General features: G+C 55.5%; 13 protein-coding genes. 5 read left to right on the forward strand and 8 right to left on the reverse strand.

What is annotated here, in order from left to right:
• Positions 1 to 86: 86 nt before the first annotated feature.
• The 3 genes from AB1L30_RS16430 to AB1L30_RS16440 all read right to left on the reverse strand — a co-directional run bounded on the left by AB1L30_RS16430 (position 87) and on the right by AB1L30_RS16440 (position 3736).
• Complete coding sequence (locus AB1L30_RS16430; RefSeq protein WP_345086595.1) at positions 87 to 287, reverse strand: YjfB family protein; 201 nt, start codon at positions 285 to 287, stop codon at positions 87 to 89.
• A 341-nt stretch (positions 288 to 628) separates the two neighbouring features.
• On the reverse strand, positions 629 to 2332 hold the full coding sequence (locus tag AB1L30_RS16435; protein ID WP_367014506.1) for a hypothetical protein: 1704 nt from the start codon (positions 2330 to 2332) through the stop codon (positions 629 to 631).
• A gap of 12 nt (positions 2333 to 2344) precedes the next feature.
• Positions 2345 to 3736, reverse strand: coding sequence for a magnesium chelatase (locus AB1L30_RS16440; protein ID WP_367014813.1), 1392 nt, complete (start codon positions 3734 to 3736; stop codon positions 2345 to 2347).
• 267 nt (positions 3737 to 4003) lie between these two features.
• Here AB1L30_RS16440 and AB1L30_RS16445 point away from each other — a divergent pair, with 267 nt between their 5' ends.
• Together AB1L30_RS16445 and AB1L30_RS16450 are read left to right on the forward strand one after the other, a co-directional pair.
• Positions 4004 to 4882: an alpha/beta hydrolase gene (locus AB1L30_RS16445; RefSeq protein ID WP_367014507.1), complete on the forward strand. Its 879-nt coding sequence runs from the start codon at positions 4004 to 4006 to the stop codon at positions 4880 to 4882.
• A gap of 77 nt (positions 4883 to 4959) precedes the next feature.
• Positions 4960 to 5718 (forward strand): hypothetical protein, encoded by a 759-nt coding sequence (locus AB1L30_RS16450; RefSeq protein ID WP_367014508.1) that lies wholly within the window; start codon positions 4960 to 4962, stop codon positions 5716 to 5718.
• A 57-nt stretch (positions 5719 to 5775) separates the two neighbouring features.
• Here the strand turns inward: AB1L30_RS16450 and AB1L30_RS16455 are convergent, their stop codons facing one another.
• Positions 5776 to 7587, reverse strand: coding sequence for a hypothetical protein (locus AB1L30_RS16455; protein ID WP_367014509.1), 1812 nt, complete (start codon positions 7585 to 7587; stop codon positions 5776 to 5778).
• A gap of 401 nt (positions 7588 to 7988) precedes the next feature.
• Between AB1L30_RS16455 and AB1L30_RS16460 the strand changes: the two genes are divergently transcribed.
• On the forward strand, positions 7989 to 9392 hold the full coding sequence (locus AB1L30_RS16460; RefSeq protein ID WP_367014510.1) for an HD domain-containing protein: 1404 nt from the start codon (positions 7989 to 7991) through the stop codon (positions 9390 to 9392).
• A 25-nt stretch (positions 9393 to 9417) separates the two neighbouring features.
• Here AB1L30_RS16460 and AB1L30_RS16465 read toward each other — a convergent pair whose 3' ends face one another.
• Together AB1L30_RS16465 and AB1L30_RS16470 are read right to left on the reverse strand one after the other, a co-directional pair.
• Positions 9418 to 9753 carry a hypothetical protein gene (locus AB1L30_RS16465; protein ID WP_367014511.1) on the reverse strand — a complete coding sequence of 112 codons (336 nt, stop codon included), beginning with the start codon at positions 9751 to 9753 and terminating at the stop codon, positions 9418 to 9420.
• 83 nt (positions 9754 to 9836) lie between these two features.
• Positions 9837 to 10478, reverse strand: a complete 642-nt coding sequence (locus AB1L30_RS16470) for a hypothetical protein (protein ID WP_367014512.1) — start codon at positions 10476 to 10478, stop codon at positions 9837 to 9839.
• Positions 10479 to 10648: 170 nt separating this feature from the next.
• Here AB1L30_RS16470 and purB point away from each other — a divergent pair, with 170 nt between their 5' ends.
• Both purB and AB1L30_RS16480 read left to right on the forward strand, forming a co-directional pair.
• Entirely contained in the window at positions 10649 to 12076 is a 1428-nt protein-coding gene (gene purB, locus AB1L30_RS16475; RefSeq protein ID WP_367014513.1) for an adenylosuccinate lyase, read from the forward strand.
• 550 nt (positions 12077 to 12626) lie between these two features.
• A complete protein-coding gene (locus tag AB1L30_RS16480) occupies positions 12627 to 13565 on the forward strand; it encodes a DUF1559 domain-containing protein (RefSeq protein WP_367014514.1) in 939 nt (312 codons plus the stop codon).
• A gap of 70 nt (positions 13566 to 13635) precedes the next feature.
• Here the strand turns inward: AB1L30_RS16480 and AB1L30_RS16485 are convergent, their stop codons facing one another.
• The gene (locus AB1L30_RS16485; RefSeq protein ID WP_345086617.1) at positions 13636 to 14142 is read right to left on the reverse strand and encodes a Fur family transcriptional regulator; all 507 of its coding nucleotides are present in this window, start codon (positions 14140 to 14142) and stop codon (positions 13636 to 13638) included.
• Between the two features lie 266 nt (positions 14143 to 14408).
• A complete protein-coding gene (locus AB1L30_RS16490; protein WP_345086619.1) occupies positions 14409 to 14687 on the reverse strand; it encodes a flagellar biosynthesis anti-sigma factor FlgM in 279 nt (92 codons plus the stop codon).
• Positions 14688 to 14770 lie beyond the last annotated feature (83 nt).

Genomic DNA, 14770 nt, shown 5'->3' on the forward strand with positions numbered 1-14770 from the left:
TTGTCGCGCTGCAAACAAGAAACGAAAACGCCGCATGGCGATGAACCATGCGGCGTGATTTGTTTTTCGATGTTGCTTCAAGCAGACTAGCCGCTGGTGTTGATCAAGTTGCCGGTACCAGGTGCTTTGCTGATTCGGGCAGCGCTTTCAATCAACTGCACCGCGGCGTCGCCAATTTGTTTTTGGGCGTCCAAGGTCTTCTTGGCCACGGCGACATCGACTTGATTCTTGACCTGCGACTGCTGAATCGCGGAAGCTTGCCCCGCAATACCTTCTACACTCGTCATAATCTGCTCCCGTGGGTGTTCCTGAGTCGTCAGCGCCATCACCGATAGCCATGAAAGTGATCACGCCGTATCCACTTCATCGGCAAAGTACCTTGTTTCTCTTGGCCAAAACCGTTTCTCGGGGAAGTTGTGCCCGTTTTTTCGATTAGTTGAGGGAAACCACACGCACTAGGAGCAAAGCATTGCCTGATTCCGGCAATCTCAGGCAATGATTGGCAGCGCAGCGACCAATGATTGTCTCAATCTGATCCCGTTCGTTTTCAGTAAAACGAGGAATTCGGATCCGAGATCTAATGAAAGCTCGCTGCGATCGCACTTCACGTGCTGCAATCGCAAAGAAATCAGCCCAAGACTTCTCGTTTTCGCTTGATGTAGTCCCACACGACGTAGCGATCGAGGTCGTTGCCGGCAGTAAAGAAAACGCGGCCATGCGTCGATTCCGCCAGGCGATATGCGAAGCGAATATCTTCTTCGCTTTGCGACCAGCTTGGCACCAGAAACATGTTGATCGTGATTCCTTGCTGCTGACAAAGCTTCCCTTCGCGCATCGTGGCCGCTTCGGTCCGGGCATCGGGAGGATACAGCAAAAAGAGTTCGTGCCCCTCGAAATGGGCCGTCGGCAGTCCATCGGTAATCAAAATAATTTGCCGATTGGGCGTGTCCTGGCTGCTAAGGAACAAGCGAGCTTGCTGCAAAGCGTGCTGAATGTTGGTGAAGTGCGGCGGAATTCGATATTCGCTCACCTCTGGCTTGCTCATATCGGCTCGTAGCCGCACGACCGGGTCGTGAATAGTCACTGGCTTGGGTAGCAAACCAATTACATCGCCGGGGGCAACCGGCTTGGCGAACGAGTACATCTCGATCATCTGCAGGAAATCGCCTGGGAATTCGCTCCGAATAAGTCCCTGCATCGCCAGAGCCATCCGTTTGACGTTGGCGTACTGGGCGTCGTAACGCATGCTCCCGCTCATATCCATGATGACGCAGGTCGCACACTTCGGATTGTTTTTCGTCTTATGGATGACGATATCTTCGCTGCGCATCCGCAGTGGGCGTTCGGTTCCCTGGCGCAGCATGACGTTGATCAACGTCTGGGGGATATCCATGTTGGTGAGGGAGTCCCCGAACTCATAATCTTTGGTCGATTGCAGCTCGACCGCGCCTTCCCCCACGATCGGACCGGAATGCCGGCCAGAACGCGAGGCCTCCATGTTGCTGAAGATGCGCTCAAGCAGCTTGCCTTGAAAGATTTTGAAGGCCTGGGGGGTCAGATGGATGTGCCCCGATTGGCTGGTCAGGCCTTGCTGCTCGGCTTGCTCGCGGAGGTACTGCTCGACCTGACGCTGAAGCTGCATGAGCTGCTCCATTTCGCCAGGATCAGCGTACTCCGAGAGTTGCTCCATATCGATAATGCCGATTTGAGCGTTCTCGCGGGCTTGCTTTAGTTGCTCGAGCAGTTCGTCGATCTTTTCCAGCTCTTCCTTCACCTCGATCGCCTGATCGATGGTCATCGGCGTGCGACCGGTGAAGTGATACTTGGCAGCTAACTGATCGACTTCGTATTTCCGGCTGAGGTGCTCCATCAGCTGAATCAGATCGAGCGCGAAGGGAGACCGCTCGTCGTCGAGGTTGTACCAGATGCGTTCCAGATCATAGAGCTGCTCTTGCTCGAAGCCCAACTGATACCGCTCACGCATTCGCTGAGGGGGATCCATCGGCTCGCCATGCTGGCGATAGGCCTTCTTAGCCGCATCACGAGCCTGATCGGTCTCGTAGGTCTCCAGGATCTTTCGCTTCCGCTCTTCCAGCATCTTGATCAGCGAGTCAATGCTCGGGCCCAAGCCGGAAATCTGGCTCGGGTCGATCTTCACCGCATTGGCCAACTGTTCTGGCGTCAGCTCGAAGCGATCGCCATACATCAGCCAATGTTCCATCGCCGGCGACACCATGTCAGGCGGAGGCGTCTTGGGACTGGGGAACTTGGCGGGATCGTACTTCTGGTACGTATGGATGATTCCGCCAGGCATCTTCTTGCGTTGAGGCATAAGACGAGGTTCCTATTCGAACTCGTAGGTAATCTTACCGTGCTGCTGGGCTCGGCTGATCCGATCCACGGCATACAGACCTGCCAACACGAACTCGACGCACGAGGCTCGCATGGCAGGATTCTCGGAGGCATTCACCTCAAACGCTCGATCCCAAACCGGCGGAACACGCTTTAAGCGTTCGCCGTAATAGTCAGAAGGCAACAAGTCCCCCACTTCGATCTTCACACCCTTCTGGAAGATCTCCGCGATCTGCTCGAGGCCATGTTCCTGGATATATTCCTGAAACACGGTACCGACCGCCTCGGCAATCAAGGCGTCCAGCACCTGGCTTTCCGACATCTGATGGCTTCCCATCATATCCAGCTCTAACTTGCCGAGGCTGGAGCTATAGATATGCCCAAAGTCACTCAGCCGCACGACGGCTGGCCTTTCGTTCAGCAGAATCCCGCGATGCCGAGCCGACGCGATGACCGTGCTGTAGTTCGCGATGCTGAAACGAGCACTGACGCCTGATTGCTGATCGACGAACTTGCTCCGACGGGCCGCCTCGGTGATTTGCTCGAGGACTTCCTTCATGAAGTAAGGAATGACGACCGGGTACTCGCCATCCAGCGTGACGTCGGCCTCTTGCTCGATGATCTGAATTCCCAGGTCGCGTTGCCGCGGATAGTGAGTATGGATCACCGTCCCGATGCGGTCCTTCAGCTGCGGAATCACTTTGCCACTTCGGTTGAACGTGGAAGGATTCGCCGAGAAGAGGAGCACCAGGTCGATATCGAAGTTGACGGGATAGCCGCGGATCTGAACGTCACGCTCTTCGAGCATGTTGAACAAACCGACCTGAACCAGCTCGTCAAGCTCTGGCAGTTCGTTCATTGCGAAGATGCCACGATGCATGCGCGGGATCAAACCAAAGTGCAGTGCTTCTTCGGTGCTCATGCTGACACCGCTGGCCAGTTTGGCCGGGTCGATTTCGCCGATCACGTCGGCAAACTTGGTTCCAGGTGCCAGACGCTCGGCATAGCGTTCTTGACGGGGCCACCAGGCGATCGGGATCTCTTCGTCCCCATGCTCGGCCACAAACTTTTTGCCTACCGCGGTGATCGGGTGATAGGGATCTTCGTGAACCGGGCAGCCTTCAATATTCAGATAGGGGACCGCTTCGTCGAGAAAGCGAACCATCATCCGCATCATGCGGCTCTTCCCCTGCCCTTTCTCGCCCATGAAGAGCATGTCGTGCCCGGCGATCAAAGCGAGGTGAATTTCCGGCAGCACGGTATCTTCGTAGCCGACCATGCCCGGAAATGTTTCTTCGCCGGCAGCGAGCATGTGGATAAAGTTCTCTTGAATTTCCTGCTTGACTGAGCGCGACTTCCAACCGCTTTCCTTCAATTCCTTCATGTTGACAGGGCGTGAAGTGGCCGGGGTGGGTTCGTTCGGATTTGTCACTAGCGAATCTTCCGTGTGGATGTCGTTTTTTGGAAACTTCCGGAATTATAGCGCAGTAAGCCTAATCGCCAAGCTTTGGGACTTCTACGGAGCTTAATCCGCCAAAAAGCCGCTGCTTGGAAGCCAGGTCAGGTGGTTCCCCCTGACGCCGAGACTCCTCGGCTGAGATTTCCCGCGACGCAATTCCCTGCCTCTAGGACTCTGTAAGGCATTGATACCATGAGATCGATCCTGCTTCTGCTCCTCTTCAGTTCCGTGGCGTCTTCTGCTGAACCGGTCGTCACGCGAAATATCAACTATGCCGGGACCAACAACGTACGGCAAACCCTCGATGTTTACGCGGCGAAAGACGGCAAACAGCAACCAGTGGTCATCTGGTTGCATGGAGGTGGCTGGCGTCGGGGTAACAAGATTCTGGTCCAGCAGAAACCTCAAGCGTTCGTCGATCAGGGCTATGTCTTTGTTTCGATCAACTACCGCTTTACACCGGAGTTCACCATGAGCGACCTGGCAACCGACGTTGCCACGGCGGTGAAATGGGTGACCGAAAACATCGAAACACATGGCGGCTCGCCGGAGATCATCTTTATTGGTGGCCACTCGGCAGGTGCCCATCTGTCCGCCTTGGTTTCGACAGACGAGCGCTACCTGAAAGCCCAAGGTTTGAGTCTTGGCACCTTGAAGGGCTGTTTTCCGGTCGATACGGCGACGTACGACTGCGCCAAGCTGGTTTCCGGGCTGAAGCTGCTGCGGAGCAACCGCGTTTCCTTGTATACCAACGCCTTTGGCGAAGAGACCGCCAGCCAGCAAAAGTACTCGCCCATCACCCACTTGCAGAAAGGAACCGACTACCCTGACTTCCTGCTGCTGTTTTGTGAGTCGCGGCGAGATGCCACTTTGGCCGCCACTCACTTTGCCAAAGCGATCCAGCAGGTTGGCGGCACGGCTGAGACCTACGCGGCCCCTGGCAAAGATCACGCCAGTATCAACAACGATCTGGGAACCGAAGGAGACGAAACGACGAACGTCCTTTTCGCGTTTCTGAACAAACTGATCGAAGAGGCCAAAGAGCCTGGCGATGTGAACTCGCCCAAGTAATGTACTTTGGCAGGCGGGTGAGGTAGCCTGATGGCTATGGGAAAGCCCCCCATAGCCTTGGCCTCACTGGGACCTATATGAACACGCCGCCGAACAATGCTGAACCGGAACTGGAAGTGGTTGACGAACCGATGGCTCAATTCGGTTTGTCACACATCATGGGTTTGCTGACAGGTTTGGCCTTTCTGTTCGCGCTGGCCGCACCCTTTTTGCGTACTTACAAACAAAACGAGCTGCTGATATTCGTGGCGATTGTCACCATTCAAGTGGGCGTGATGGGCGTCACGGTCTTCTATTTCATGATTCGTCGCAAGTCGCTCGTTCACCGCTCTGGCAAACGGATCGGCATTGGATATCCAGGCACGATCCCTGGCAAACACACCCCGGCCCTCATTAGCAGTCTCGCGCTGCTAATGATCGGATTGGCCCAATTGTGTCTCGCGATCTTGTTTACCTCGATGCCTTTGGCAACCGGCATTCCGTTCTATCTGGTGCAGCAGATTCAACTGGGAAGCTTTGCAGGCGCTTTTCTGATGCAGTTGTCTTGGGGACGTCCGATAGGAACGGTCGAATTTTTTGAAAACGGGGCCGTTCAATCTTCGTTTCATATGATTCCCTGGCAAGACGTGGTGCTGCGTCCCAGTGCCTTTCAAGAGGACCGCGTCGTGATGGTTTACAAGGTCCGTACGCAGCTCAAGACCATCGACGCCCAAGGCCTACCCCACTTCCACGGCCAAATCACCAAGTTCACTTCCACCCTACAAATCCTAGAACCGATCCGCAGCTACCTGCTGGATCACTACGGCGAGAAGCCAGCCACGGAAGCCACGGCATAAAAAAAGCCCCGGCACTTGGCCGAGGCTTTTTGTTTTAGCTTGCCGGTCAGAAGCGATTTACTTCTTCAGCATCGCACCTGCGACGAACCAGCCATCTTTGACCGTTCGGGCATACGAACCAGCCGGTCCGAGGTAGCCTTCGACCTGGGCAAATGGAGGCAACTTGCCAGCATCGATCTGCTGTTCGCGAATTGCGGTTTCGTCGTCCTGACCCATGCTCCACAGTTCGTTGATCACCTTACCAAGAGCCGATTCCGACTCTGGCATCTTGCCCTGCTGCATCAGTTCGTAAGTGATACGAGCCGATTCGTCAGTGCGGGCAAAGTGACGGAAGCTATCTTCGCCGCTGCCAAGGACCGTCAGGGCTTCTTCCACTCGCAAGTAATCAGGAGCAGCCGACAACCGTTCGATGTTGGCTCCGCCCGTCTTGGTCAGGATGACCTTCTTGATCAGGTCTTTGTTGTTGGCAAAGAAGACCCAGTCGCCCACGACCGAAACGGCTGCGTTCGGGATAGCTGGCTTGCCAGCGCCACCTTGGGCGAACTGGTTATTGGCTGCCATGGCGTCTGGGAAACCAGGACCGCTGATGACCAGCGTTGGAATCTCTTCTTCTTCCTCATGGATTTCCCAGATCTCTTCGGCACCCACTTCATGCTTTTCAGCATTCGGATCTTGCTGCATGATCTGCGTGATCGCCGCTTTGACAGGGGCAGCGTTCAGCAGGTGCACAGCCACCAGGCGTTCTTCCGACTGCGGAGTGATCGGCTGCTTGACGTCGACCAGCATGCAAACCTTGCTGTCGAGATGCTTCACGATCTGGTTGACCACGTCGACCTTCGGGCCGGCTGGGTCCTTTTCCAGGCTTTCGATCAGTTCGTCGAAGATCTCGTCGTCGGCGTATTCGTTGACGATCGTTTCGCTGAACTTGAAGGCGTCCTGAACGTCCCAGCGGAAGTCGAGGAACGAAGCCAACTGGGCTGGAACCCAATCATATGGCTGGAAGTTCTTATCGTTCGGGAAGGCCAGAACACGAGCACCCAGGTGGAACCGTTCGCCATTCTCAGCTTTCGGATCTTGGGGAGCGTAGACAAACGAGCTGTGAACCATTTCCAACTGCTTATCGTTCGGTCCGCCATCGGCGACCGAGAACGTGACGTAACCGCCCAGGCCCTTGATCGCGTCGAAACCTTGGTTTCGCAGCAGGTTCAGCATGTCAGTACCACGCTTCTTACGACCACCTTGCTGCGAACGGATCACTTCGGCGTAGCCAAACGGCTCGACGAACCATTCGAAGTCGTAACCGCGGGCACCACGACCAGCTTCGGCTCGCTTCAGAACTTCCTGGAAAGCGACCAGCGAAGCCAGGTTGTCTTTCTTAGGAGCCGCTATGGCTTCCAGAATGTACGACAGGGTTGCCTTCGAATCGGTCGCGATCAGCAGATCGGACTGCATCACGTAGAAGGCTTCACCAGCAGGCTTACCGCCCTGAGCTGGCAAATCGAACTTGGTAACCGCAACCCCAGCGATCTGGGTTTGCGACTGGGTAGCACCGTTCTTCTTCTGGTTGGCCGAGATCTTGGCCAACAGGGCATCGACCTGAACCTTCTTACCGGTGACGTCGACGGTCAGCACAACGCCGTCCGACTTGTCGCCATTGGGCTGATCGTTGGCGAAACAGATTTCACCAGCGTAAACCCCCTTCAGGTCGTCCAGGGTCAAAGCCAGCTTCACGCCACCGGCGACCAGCTTTTGCTTGACCTGTTCCTTAAGGTCTTCGGTAAACGGCTTCATCACCGGATCGGCCATCAGCTTGCCGATCTGGGTCGCATCGAAGTTGGCCGAAGCCTGATCGTAATCAGGGATCGACACGTAGCTCTTCGTGGTCTGCGGAAGTACGGTGGCCGCCTTAGGGGCCGCTACCACATGTTGCTGAGCAAGAAATAGAAACCCTACGATAAGTAGGCCGGTCTGGGCCCAGCGATATGCATGCATCACAATCAAAACTCCTCCGCCTGAGTATGCGGATTTCCCCAATCGGCTGCCTGGCGTACATTCGGGAAAATCCGAGGTGCTATTTCTATCGGCAAATGCGTTTAAAATTCCAGCTCGGAACTGCCTCGGTTCCTGGCATCTACCGGTAATACGACGCTCAACTTCATTAAGATGTAGCGATTACAACAATTAACGAAACTCCCTGATTCTGCGAAACTAGCGAATCTGGTGCAAGCTCTGCTAGCCCAGCTTGCCCACCAAACCCCAAAGGAGTAAGGGTGAACCTCGATAAATTTGCGGCCGAAAGTCTCTGCTACGACCCTGTCCATGGATATGTTCCCTTCGTCTCGGAAGGCACGTCGGTCGACGAGCTGACAGAGCGGGACATTATCGACCACCCCTGGCTGCAGCGCATGCGACAGATTCACCAGTTGCAGACTGCCTGGTGGGTCTACCCAACCGCTGAACACACCCGATTTCAACACATTCTCGGGGTGATGCATCTCGCAAGTCGTTTGGTCAACCAGCTTTACCCCAGCCTGAAGGAAACCTGCCCCGACGCGCCTTCACGTGGGTATGTCGAATCTCTCATGCGAATGGCGGGCCTATTGCATGACGTGGGGCATGGTCCTTTCGGTCATTTCTTCGACAGTCATTTCCTCCAACACTATGGCCTGACACACGAATCACTCGGCGCTCATATTATTCGCACCGAGCTGGGCGAGATGCTTTCGCAGCTTCGCCGAAATCCATTTTCGCAAATGGAAGAAAATGAACGAATCGAACCTGAACAAATTGCCTGGATGATTCAGCGGCCCCAAGCTGGTGATGCGACCGATCGCCCGAAATGGCTCGTTTTCCTCCGCAGCCTGCTCAGCGGCATCTATACCGTCGACAACATGGACTTCGTCCTTCGCGACGCTTACATGACCGGCTACAGCCAACAGTCTTACGACCTGGAACGCTTGCTGCGTTACAGTTTCTTTACGGAAAAGGGTCTCACGATCCACGAACGAGGCATGGCGGCACTGATCCGCTTCATGAACGTTCGGGCCGAGCTCTTCCAGACCGTTTATTTCCATCGCGAAGTGATGGCGATCGATAAGACGCTGGAAGATCTGTTCGCCGATAGCCGGCCTTGGATGTTCCCGGGCAATCCGATGGAGCACCTGGCCGACTACCAAGGCTTTACCGAGTTCAGCCTGCTGGTCGATGCCGCCCGCTGGCATAAGTCGGAAAATCCCCAGCAAGCCGAAGTGGGCAAGCGTTGGCAGCAACTGCTCAGCCGCAACATTCCGTGGCGATTCGTTTGCGAGCGTTCGCTTCGCTTTGACGAAGGGGAAAGCCAGGAAATGACGATCTTCCGCAGTGAAAGCTTTGCCTTGGCAGCACTGCGAGACGTTCTGCCGGCCGAGCTGAAAGAAACTCCCGTGAAGATCGCCTTGAACCGGACCGTGTTCCGCCCGAACACGCGTGGCCCGAGCGATCACCAGAACTTCCTTTACGATTCGGCCCAGAAGAAGATCAAAGAGCTGACCACGGATCGACTTTTCCGTTCGCTTCCGGTCAGCCGTCTGGTTTGCCGCATCTATGCCCAGGACGCGTCGCTGGCACCGCAATTGGCGGCCGCCCTCGACCGGTTGGTGGGCAATCATGCGGTCGACGACTTGACCAACATGTAAGTCGAAGCAAATCCTAGGCGATGAATCAGTCATGGCGTCCGCGAAGATGGCGGATGCCGCGATAGAACATCAGAAAAATCCCACTGGTAAATACGCCGAGCACCAGTCCGACGAACGCTCCGATCAATGCGCCGCCGTACCACGGTAGCTTCCAGCTTGGATTCAGCACCGCGAGAATCGCCACCACCGCTGCTGCCAGCAGGGCCATGCCCAAAGTGAACGCTGCCTGAAGAAGATTGTCGCGCCAACGAACATTTACGCCGGTGTAAGTATCCGAGACGATGTTGTAGGCGGCCTGACCAGAAGAAATTTCGCGTGGCTCAGGCTTTTGCCGGGCTTCGTTGTCGTGTGGCTTTGTCATTGAAACATCTCTCGGCCGAACAAATGCTTAGGTGGTTCCCCTATCGTAAATGAGGAGGGAGACCTGCCGCATTTCCTTTTTGCTCAATCGTTTCCACTCTTTTTACGCGAACGCTGCTCTTCCAGCTCTCGTAGCCGATTGGCCCTCGCGCGACTTCCCCGGCCGAAGAAGAGGGTGTCGAAACCAAGGATGATGGCGTAACCGATCGCCGCGATCAGCCCCAGGCCTACCATCACGGCCACAATGGCGATCAAGCGTTTAGCCATTTCTACGTCGGTGCTGACCAACCGCAGATATCCAAGGACCAGCGAGATCACCAAGATGCCGGCCAGCAGATGCCGCAGAGTGAACTGGTTTTCCTGCCCTTCTCTTCGCTGCTGTATCGCTTCGCGAACGTTCTTCGCGTAAAGCTGCTGACTGAAATACCACGCCAGGCTGATCGCCGCGAAGACGGCGCCAACGACCACCGCGGCAACAACCAGCGCCCCTGGCAGTTCGCTCCAGTCGTTGATCCCAAAGAAGATCACCCACAAAACAACCGCCCCGATAAGCAGGCCGAGGAAAGCGACCGTTGAGATCCGCACTTGAAACAGCTTGACCAGGCGCGTTCGGCCGAAATAGCTATCCTCTGTGATTTCACGGATCTTCCACCACGGGAACGTGAGCAATAACAGCCCCGCCACCATCACCAACCAGAAGTAATACTGAGCGTACCCGCCCCACATCGTCTTTCTCCGTTGCGTTTCGGCACCAGAATCAGCAAGGACTTCGTCTCTTTGCGGCGGGGATTGGGGCAAATCGGAAGATTCCCGTCCAGCCCTGCCGAAACCGCCCATTCTACGCTAAAATCAACCGATTCCGTCGTCCTTTTCGATTCGAACCAGGGAACCTTCACGTGTCGCACGAACAATACGAAAACCCGTTGATCTCTCGATATGCCTCGCGGGACATGAGCTTTTTGTGGAGTCCCCAGAAGAAGCATTCGACCTGGCGCCGTCTATGGTTGGCTTTGGCCGAGTCGGAACAGGAACTGGGCCTCTCGATTACCGACGAGCAGTTGGAAGCGATGCGAGCCAACCTCGACAACATCGACTTCGATCTCGCCGCCAAGCATGAAAAGCGTCGTCGCCACGACGTGATGGCCCACGTCGAGACCTTTGGCGAAGCTGCCCCGATCGCCAAGCCAATCATTCACCTGGGCGCCACCAGCTGCTTTGTCACCGACAACACCGACCTGATCTTGCTTCGCGAATCGCTGGAACTGGTCCGCGATCGCCTGGTTCGCTGCATCTACCTGCTGGCGAACTTTGCCAAGCAGTACCGCGATGTCGCTTGCCTTGGCTTTACTCACCTGCAGTCGGCTCAGCCAACGACGATCGGCAAGCGAGCGACCTTGTGGTGCTACGACCTGGTGCTCGACTTGGAAGAAGTCGAACATCGGTTGGAACTACTTCGCTTCCGCAGCACCAAAGGCACGACCGGAACCCAGGCCAGCTTCCTCGAACTGTTCGAGGGTGACCACACCAAGGTGAAGGCCTTGGAAAAGCGAGTCGCCGAAAAGATGGGCTTCGATCAGCTGTATGCCGTCACCGGCCAGACCTACTCGCGTAAGATCGACAGCCAGGTTCTCGACTGCTTGAGTGGCATCGCCCAATCGACGCACAAGATCGCCACCGACATCCGTATTCTGGCTCATCGCCGCGAAGTGGAAGAACCGATCGAAAAGGATCAGATCGGTTCGTCCGCTATGCCTTACAAACGCAATCCAATGCGAAGCGAACGCATTTGCGGTCTGGCTCGCTACGTGATCAGCAATCAGGCCAACGGTGCCAACACGCTGGCGACGCAATGGATGGAACGAACCCTGGACGACAGCGCCAATCGCCGCTTGAGTCTGCCTCTTTCATTCCTGGGTATTGACGCGATTTTGATCATCCTGGCAAACGTTTGCGACGGCATGGTGGTTTACCCTGCCCTGATCAAGCGACACCTGCAGGAAGAACTGCCGTTCATGGCGACCGAAAACCTGATGATGGCCGCGGTTAAAGCTGGTGGTGATCGCCAAGACCTGCATGAAAAGATCCGCATTCACTCGCGCAACGCAGGGGCTCGGATCAAGAACGAAGGCCTGACCAACGACATGCTCGACCGTATCAAAGAAGACCCGGCGTTCCCGAAATTCGATGCCGAAGCGATTCTCGAGCCGCTGCAGTATGTGGGTCGTGCACCGGAACAAGTCGACGACTTCCTGGCCGACATCATTCAGCCGATTCGCGATCGTTACCCGCACGTGACGCTCGATAACGAAGAGCTCAAAGTTTAATCGCTTCCACCACGATCCAACTTGCCAATCTGCATTGGAAGGCCTGAGGTAACTCAGGCCTTTTTTCGTCGACATGGGGCTGTAGAAGGTTTACTGGCAATCAACCTGAGGGCACAGCGTTCCGTGGCACGCCCGGCCCCTTCTCTGTCTACTACTCTGCCACGTTTGAGGGTTTTTCTCCCGCAATATCGGCTACAGTGACTGATCTTCGAGGCAAAGAGTCATGAACTTAACATTGACTTAACTTCACGTTTGTTGACCTGCAAGACACTCGCATGAAAATGGGGTCCAATAGTTCCTCGATCGCTATCCATTGATTCTGTGAGCCACGTTTCATGAAGAAGGTTCTGGTCGCGCTGACCCTGTTTGCTGCCTTGAATTCTCTGGGATGTTCCAATTCCCTTCCAGAACCCAAACCATCTGACCCAGCTGCCTGGACAAGCCCCACCGACGGCAGTGAACCTGAACTGGTTGAAGAAGGCCCGTAGCCGAGAATTCATCTGCAGAACGTCTTCCATCCAACTTGATTTTGTATCTGATAGGTCCACCCATGAACGTCTCTTTGACCGCCCAGCGTCGCGGCTTTACCCTGGTCGAGCTTCTGGTGGTAATCGCCATCATCGGTATTTTGATCGCCCTGCTGCTGCCGGCCGTGCAACAAGCCCGCGAAGCGGCTCGCCGTTCGCAGTGCAAGAACAACTTAAAGCAGTTGGGACTGGCGATGCACATGTATCACGACACCTACCAGAGCTTCCCGATCGGCATCCAAGCCGCGTGGGGTGGTTCGTGGAGTTGGAGCATTCTCCCCTTCATCGAACAGCAAGCTTTGTTCGACGTAATGCCTAATCCAGTGAACGACTCCGGTTCGTTCGGTGGGTCCGATACCCGTAGTGAACAGCTACGCCAACTGGTTCGCACCCCGGTCGCGACCTATTTCTGCCCATCCCAGGCCGATGGTCCGATTGAAGGAGCGGATGTGAACGGGCTGACGCTGCGAGCCAAGACGAACTATCTGGCCAATGCCGGCGGCAACGCCACCAACGACAACCTTGGCACTGGCGGGATGGATGTCTCGAACGGTTTGTTCCATGCCGTGCGGATGAATACCAGTTCGCCGACCGGCAAAGTTTTTGCATTCCGCGATGTCAAAGATGGTTTGTCGTCGACGCTGCTAATCGGCGAAGCGTACTACAAGCTGGACGACGACTGCGGTGTCTGCGATCACTTCCTCTTCTTCCACTCGAACGCGGACAGCGGCAACGGCTCGGACTTCTCGGAAACGCTTGGCTCGACCTACGACTCGATCAACTCGAAGTCGACCGACGGCGATGTGCTGGAACGATCGTACGGCAGCTACCATCCAGGCGGAGCGAACATCGTTCTGGCCGACGGCAGCACGCAGTTTGTCGCTGAAACCATCGACGTCGAAATCTGGCGTGGTGCTGGCTCGCGAAAGGGAAAAGAAGTCATCTCGCTGACCAGCAACTAAGCTGGCTCCCCCAGCCATTCCATAAAAAAAGCCCCCGAATCATCGGGGGCTTTTTGCTTGTATTGGCTTCTTAGATCAAGTCGATCCGCCGCTTCTTTCGACGCGTCTGCTTCTGGCACTCTTCGCAGACACCATTCACGATAAAACGGTGACCCGTGGCGCGGAACTGATACATCCGAGCCACGTTGTCACGCAGTTCTCGCAGTTCCGGGCTCTGAAACTCGATCAGGTTCTGGCACTTGGTGCAGTAAAGATGGTCATGGTCCGGGTAGCCATAGTCGTGTTCATAAACGGCGCGGCCACCGATTTCCATCTTTCGCAGCAGGCCAGACTCGACCAGTTCGTTCAACGTGCGATAGACAGTCGGCCGACTCACTCGGTCGGCACCCTTACTCTGGTGTGACAGCTCGTCGATCAAACCATCGGCATCGAAATGCTCGTGATGGCTGAAGACATGTTCAATCAGAATCCGGCGAGGTTGCGTGATCCGCTTACCCTTACTTTTGAGGTATTCCTCGAATCGCTCCATCGGAGTAAGAGCGACATCTACGGCTTCCAACGCAAACGGATCGGACATTCGAATCTCAACAGGAACAATAAGGACTTCCGCTTTATTGAGACTGAGTTGCTATTTCTATCTAATTGCGGAGTAACGAGATACGCAACCACTGTGGCTATCAGTCTCAACACCGAATTCTAGGCCAAAGTTATCGAGGTACAAGCCCCAGTTGGTGCGATTCTGGCGAGATCCGCGACGGTGATCGGCGCATAAAAAACGGGCCGAGTTCCCGAGGGAAACGACCCGATGTGTATCGTTTTACTAAGTTGTTCTGGCGTGGGCGTTTAGCCGATTTCGTCCAACAGACGTTCCAGCGCCAGGTCGAGCTTATCGTCGGTCAGATACGAGCCATCGGCGATCTGAGCCTTGATCTGCGCGACACGGTCGGCACGAATGTCCGGAATGTCCTTCACCTGGCTGGCGAAGTCGGCTTCGTGCGAAATGTCGAGTTCATCCACAGTATCGAATTGCGTTCGTGTATCGACGGCCGGGGCCTGCGCGGTGTGGTGCGGGCCTCGGATGGACTGTGCCGGGTGAACTGCGGTTGGGCCATTAATGTGCATGGTGAATCCTAACTCCCTTTGAACGTCGTCTCTAAACGAGCTTGTTTGGATTGGGTCCGCTCGATCGCGACGTCCCTAAAATC

The organism is Bremerella sp. JC817, assembly GCF_040718835.1.
Taxonomy (GTDB): Bacteria; Planctomycetota; Planctomycetia; order Pirellulales; family Pirellulaceae; genus Bremerella.

Coding starts and splice junctions, on each gene's coding strand:
- AB1L30_RS16430 (WP_345086595.1), bottom strand. CDS start 287: ATGACGAGTGTAGAAGGTATTGCGGGGCAAGCTTCCGCGATTCAGCAG.
- AB1L30_RS16435 (WP_367014506.1), bottom strand. CDS start 2,332: ATGCCTCAACGCAAGAAGATGCCTGGCGGAATCATCCATACGTACCAG.
- AB1L30_RS16440 (WP_367014813.1), bottom strand. CDS start 3,736: ATGAAGGAATTGAAGGAAAGCGGTTGGAAGTCGCGCTCAGTCAAGCAG.
- AB1L30_RS16445 (WP_367014507.1), top strand. CDS start 4,004: ATGAGATCGATCCTGCTTCTGCTCCTCTTCAGTTCCGTGGCGTCTTCT.
- AB1L30_RS16450 (WP_367014508.1), top strand. CDS start 4,960: ATGAACACGCCGCCGAACAATGCTGAACCGGAACTGGAAGTGGTTGAC.
- AB1L30_RS16465 (WP_367014511.1), bottom strand. CDS start 9,753: ATGACAAAGCCACACGACAACGAAGCCCGGCAAAAGCCTGAGCCACGC.
- AB1L30_RS16470 (WP_367014512.1), bottom strand. CDS start 10,478: ATGTGGGGCGGGTACGCTCAGTATTACTTCTGGTTGGTGATGGTGGCG.
- AB1L30_RS16480 (WP_367014514.1), top strand. CDS start 12,627: ATGAACGTCTCTTTGACCGCCCAGCGTCGCGGCTTTACCCTGGTCGAG.
- AB1L30_RS16485 (WP_345086617.1), bottom strand. CDS start 14,142: ATGTCCGATCCGTTTGCGTTGGAAGCCGTAGATGTCGCTCTTACTCCG.
- AB1L30_RS16490 (WP_345086619.1), bottom strand. CDS start 14,687: ATGCACATTAATGGCCCAACCGCAGTTCACCCGGCACAGTCCATCCGA.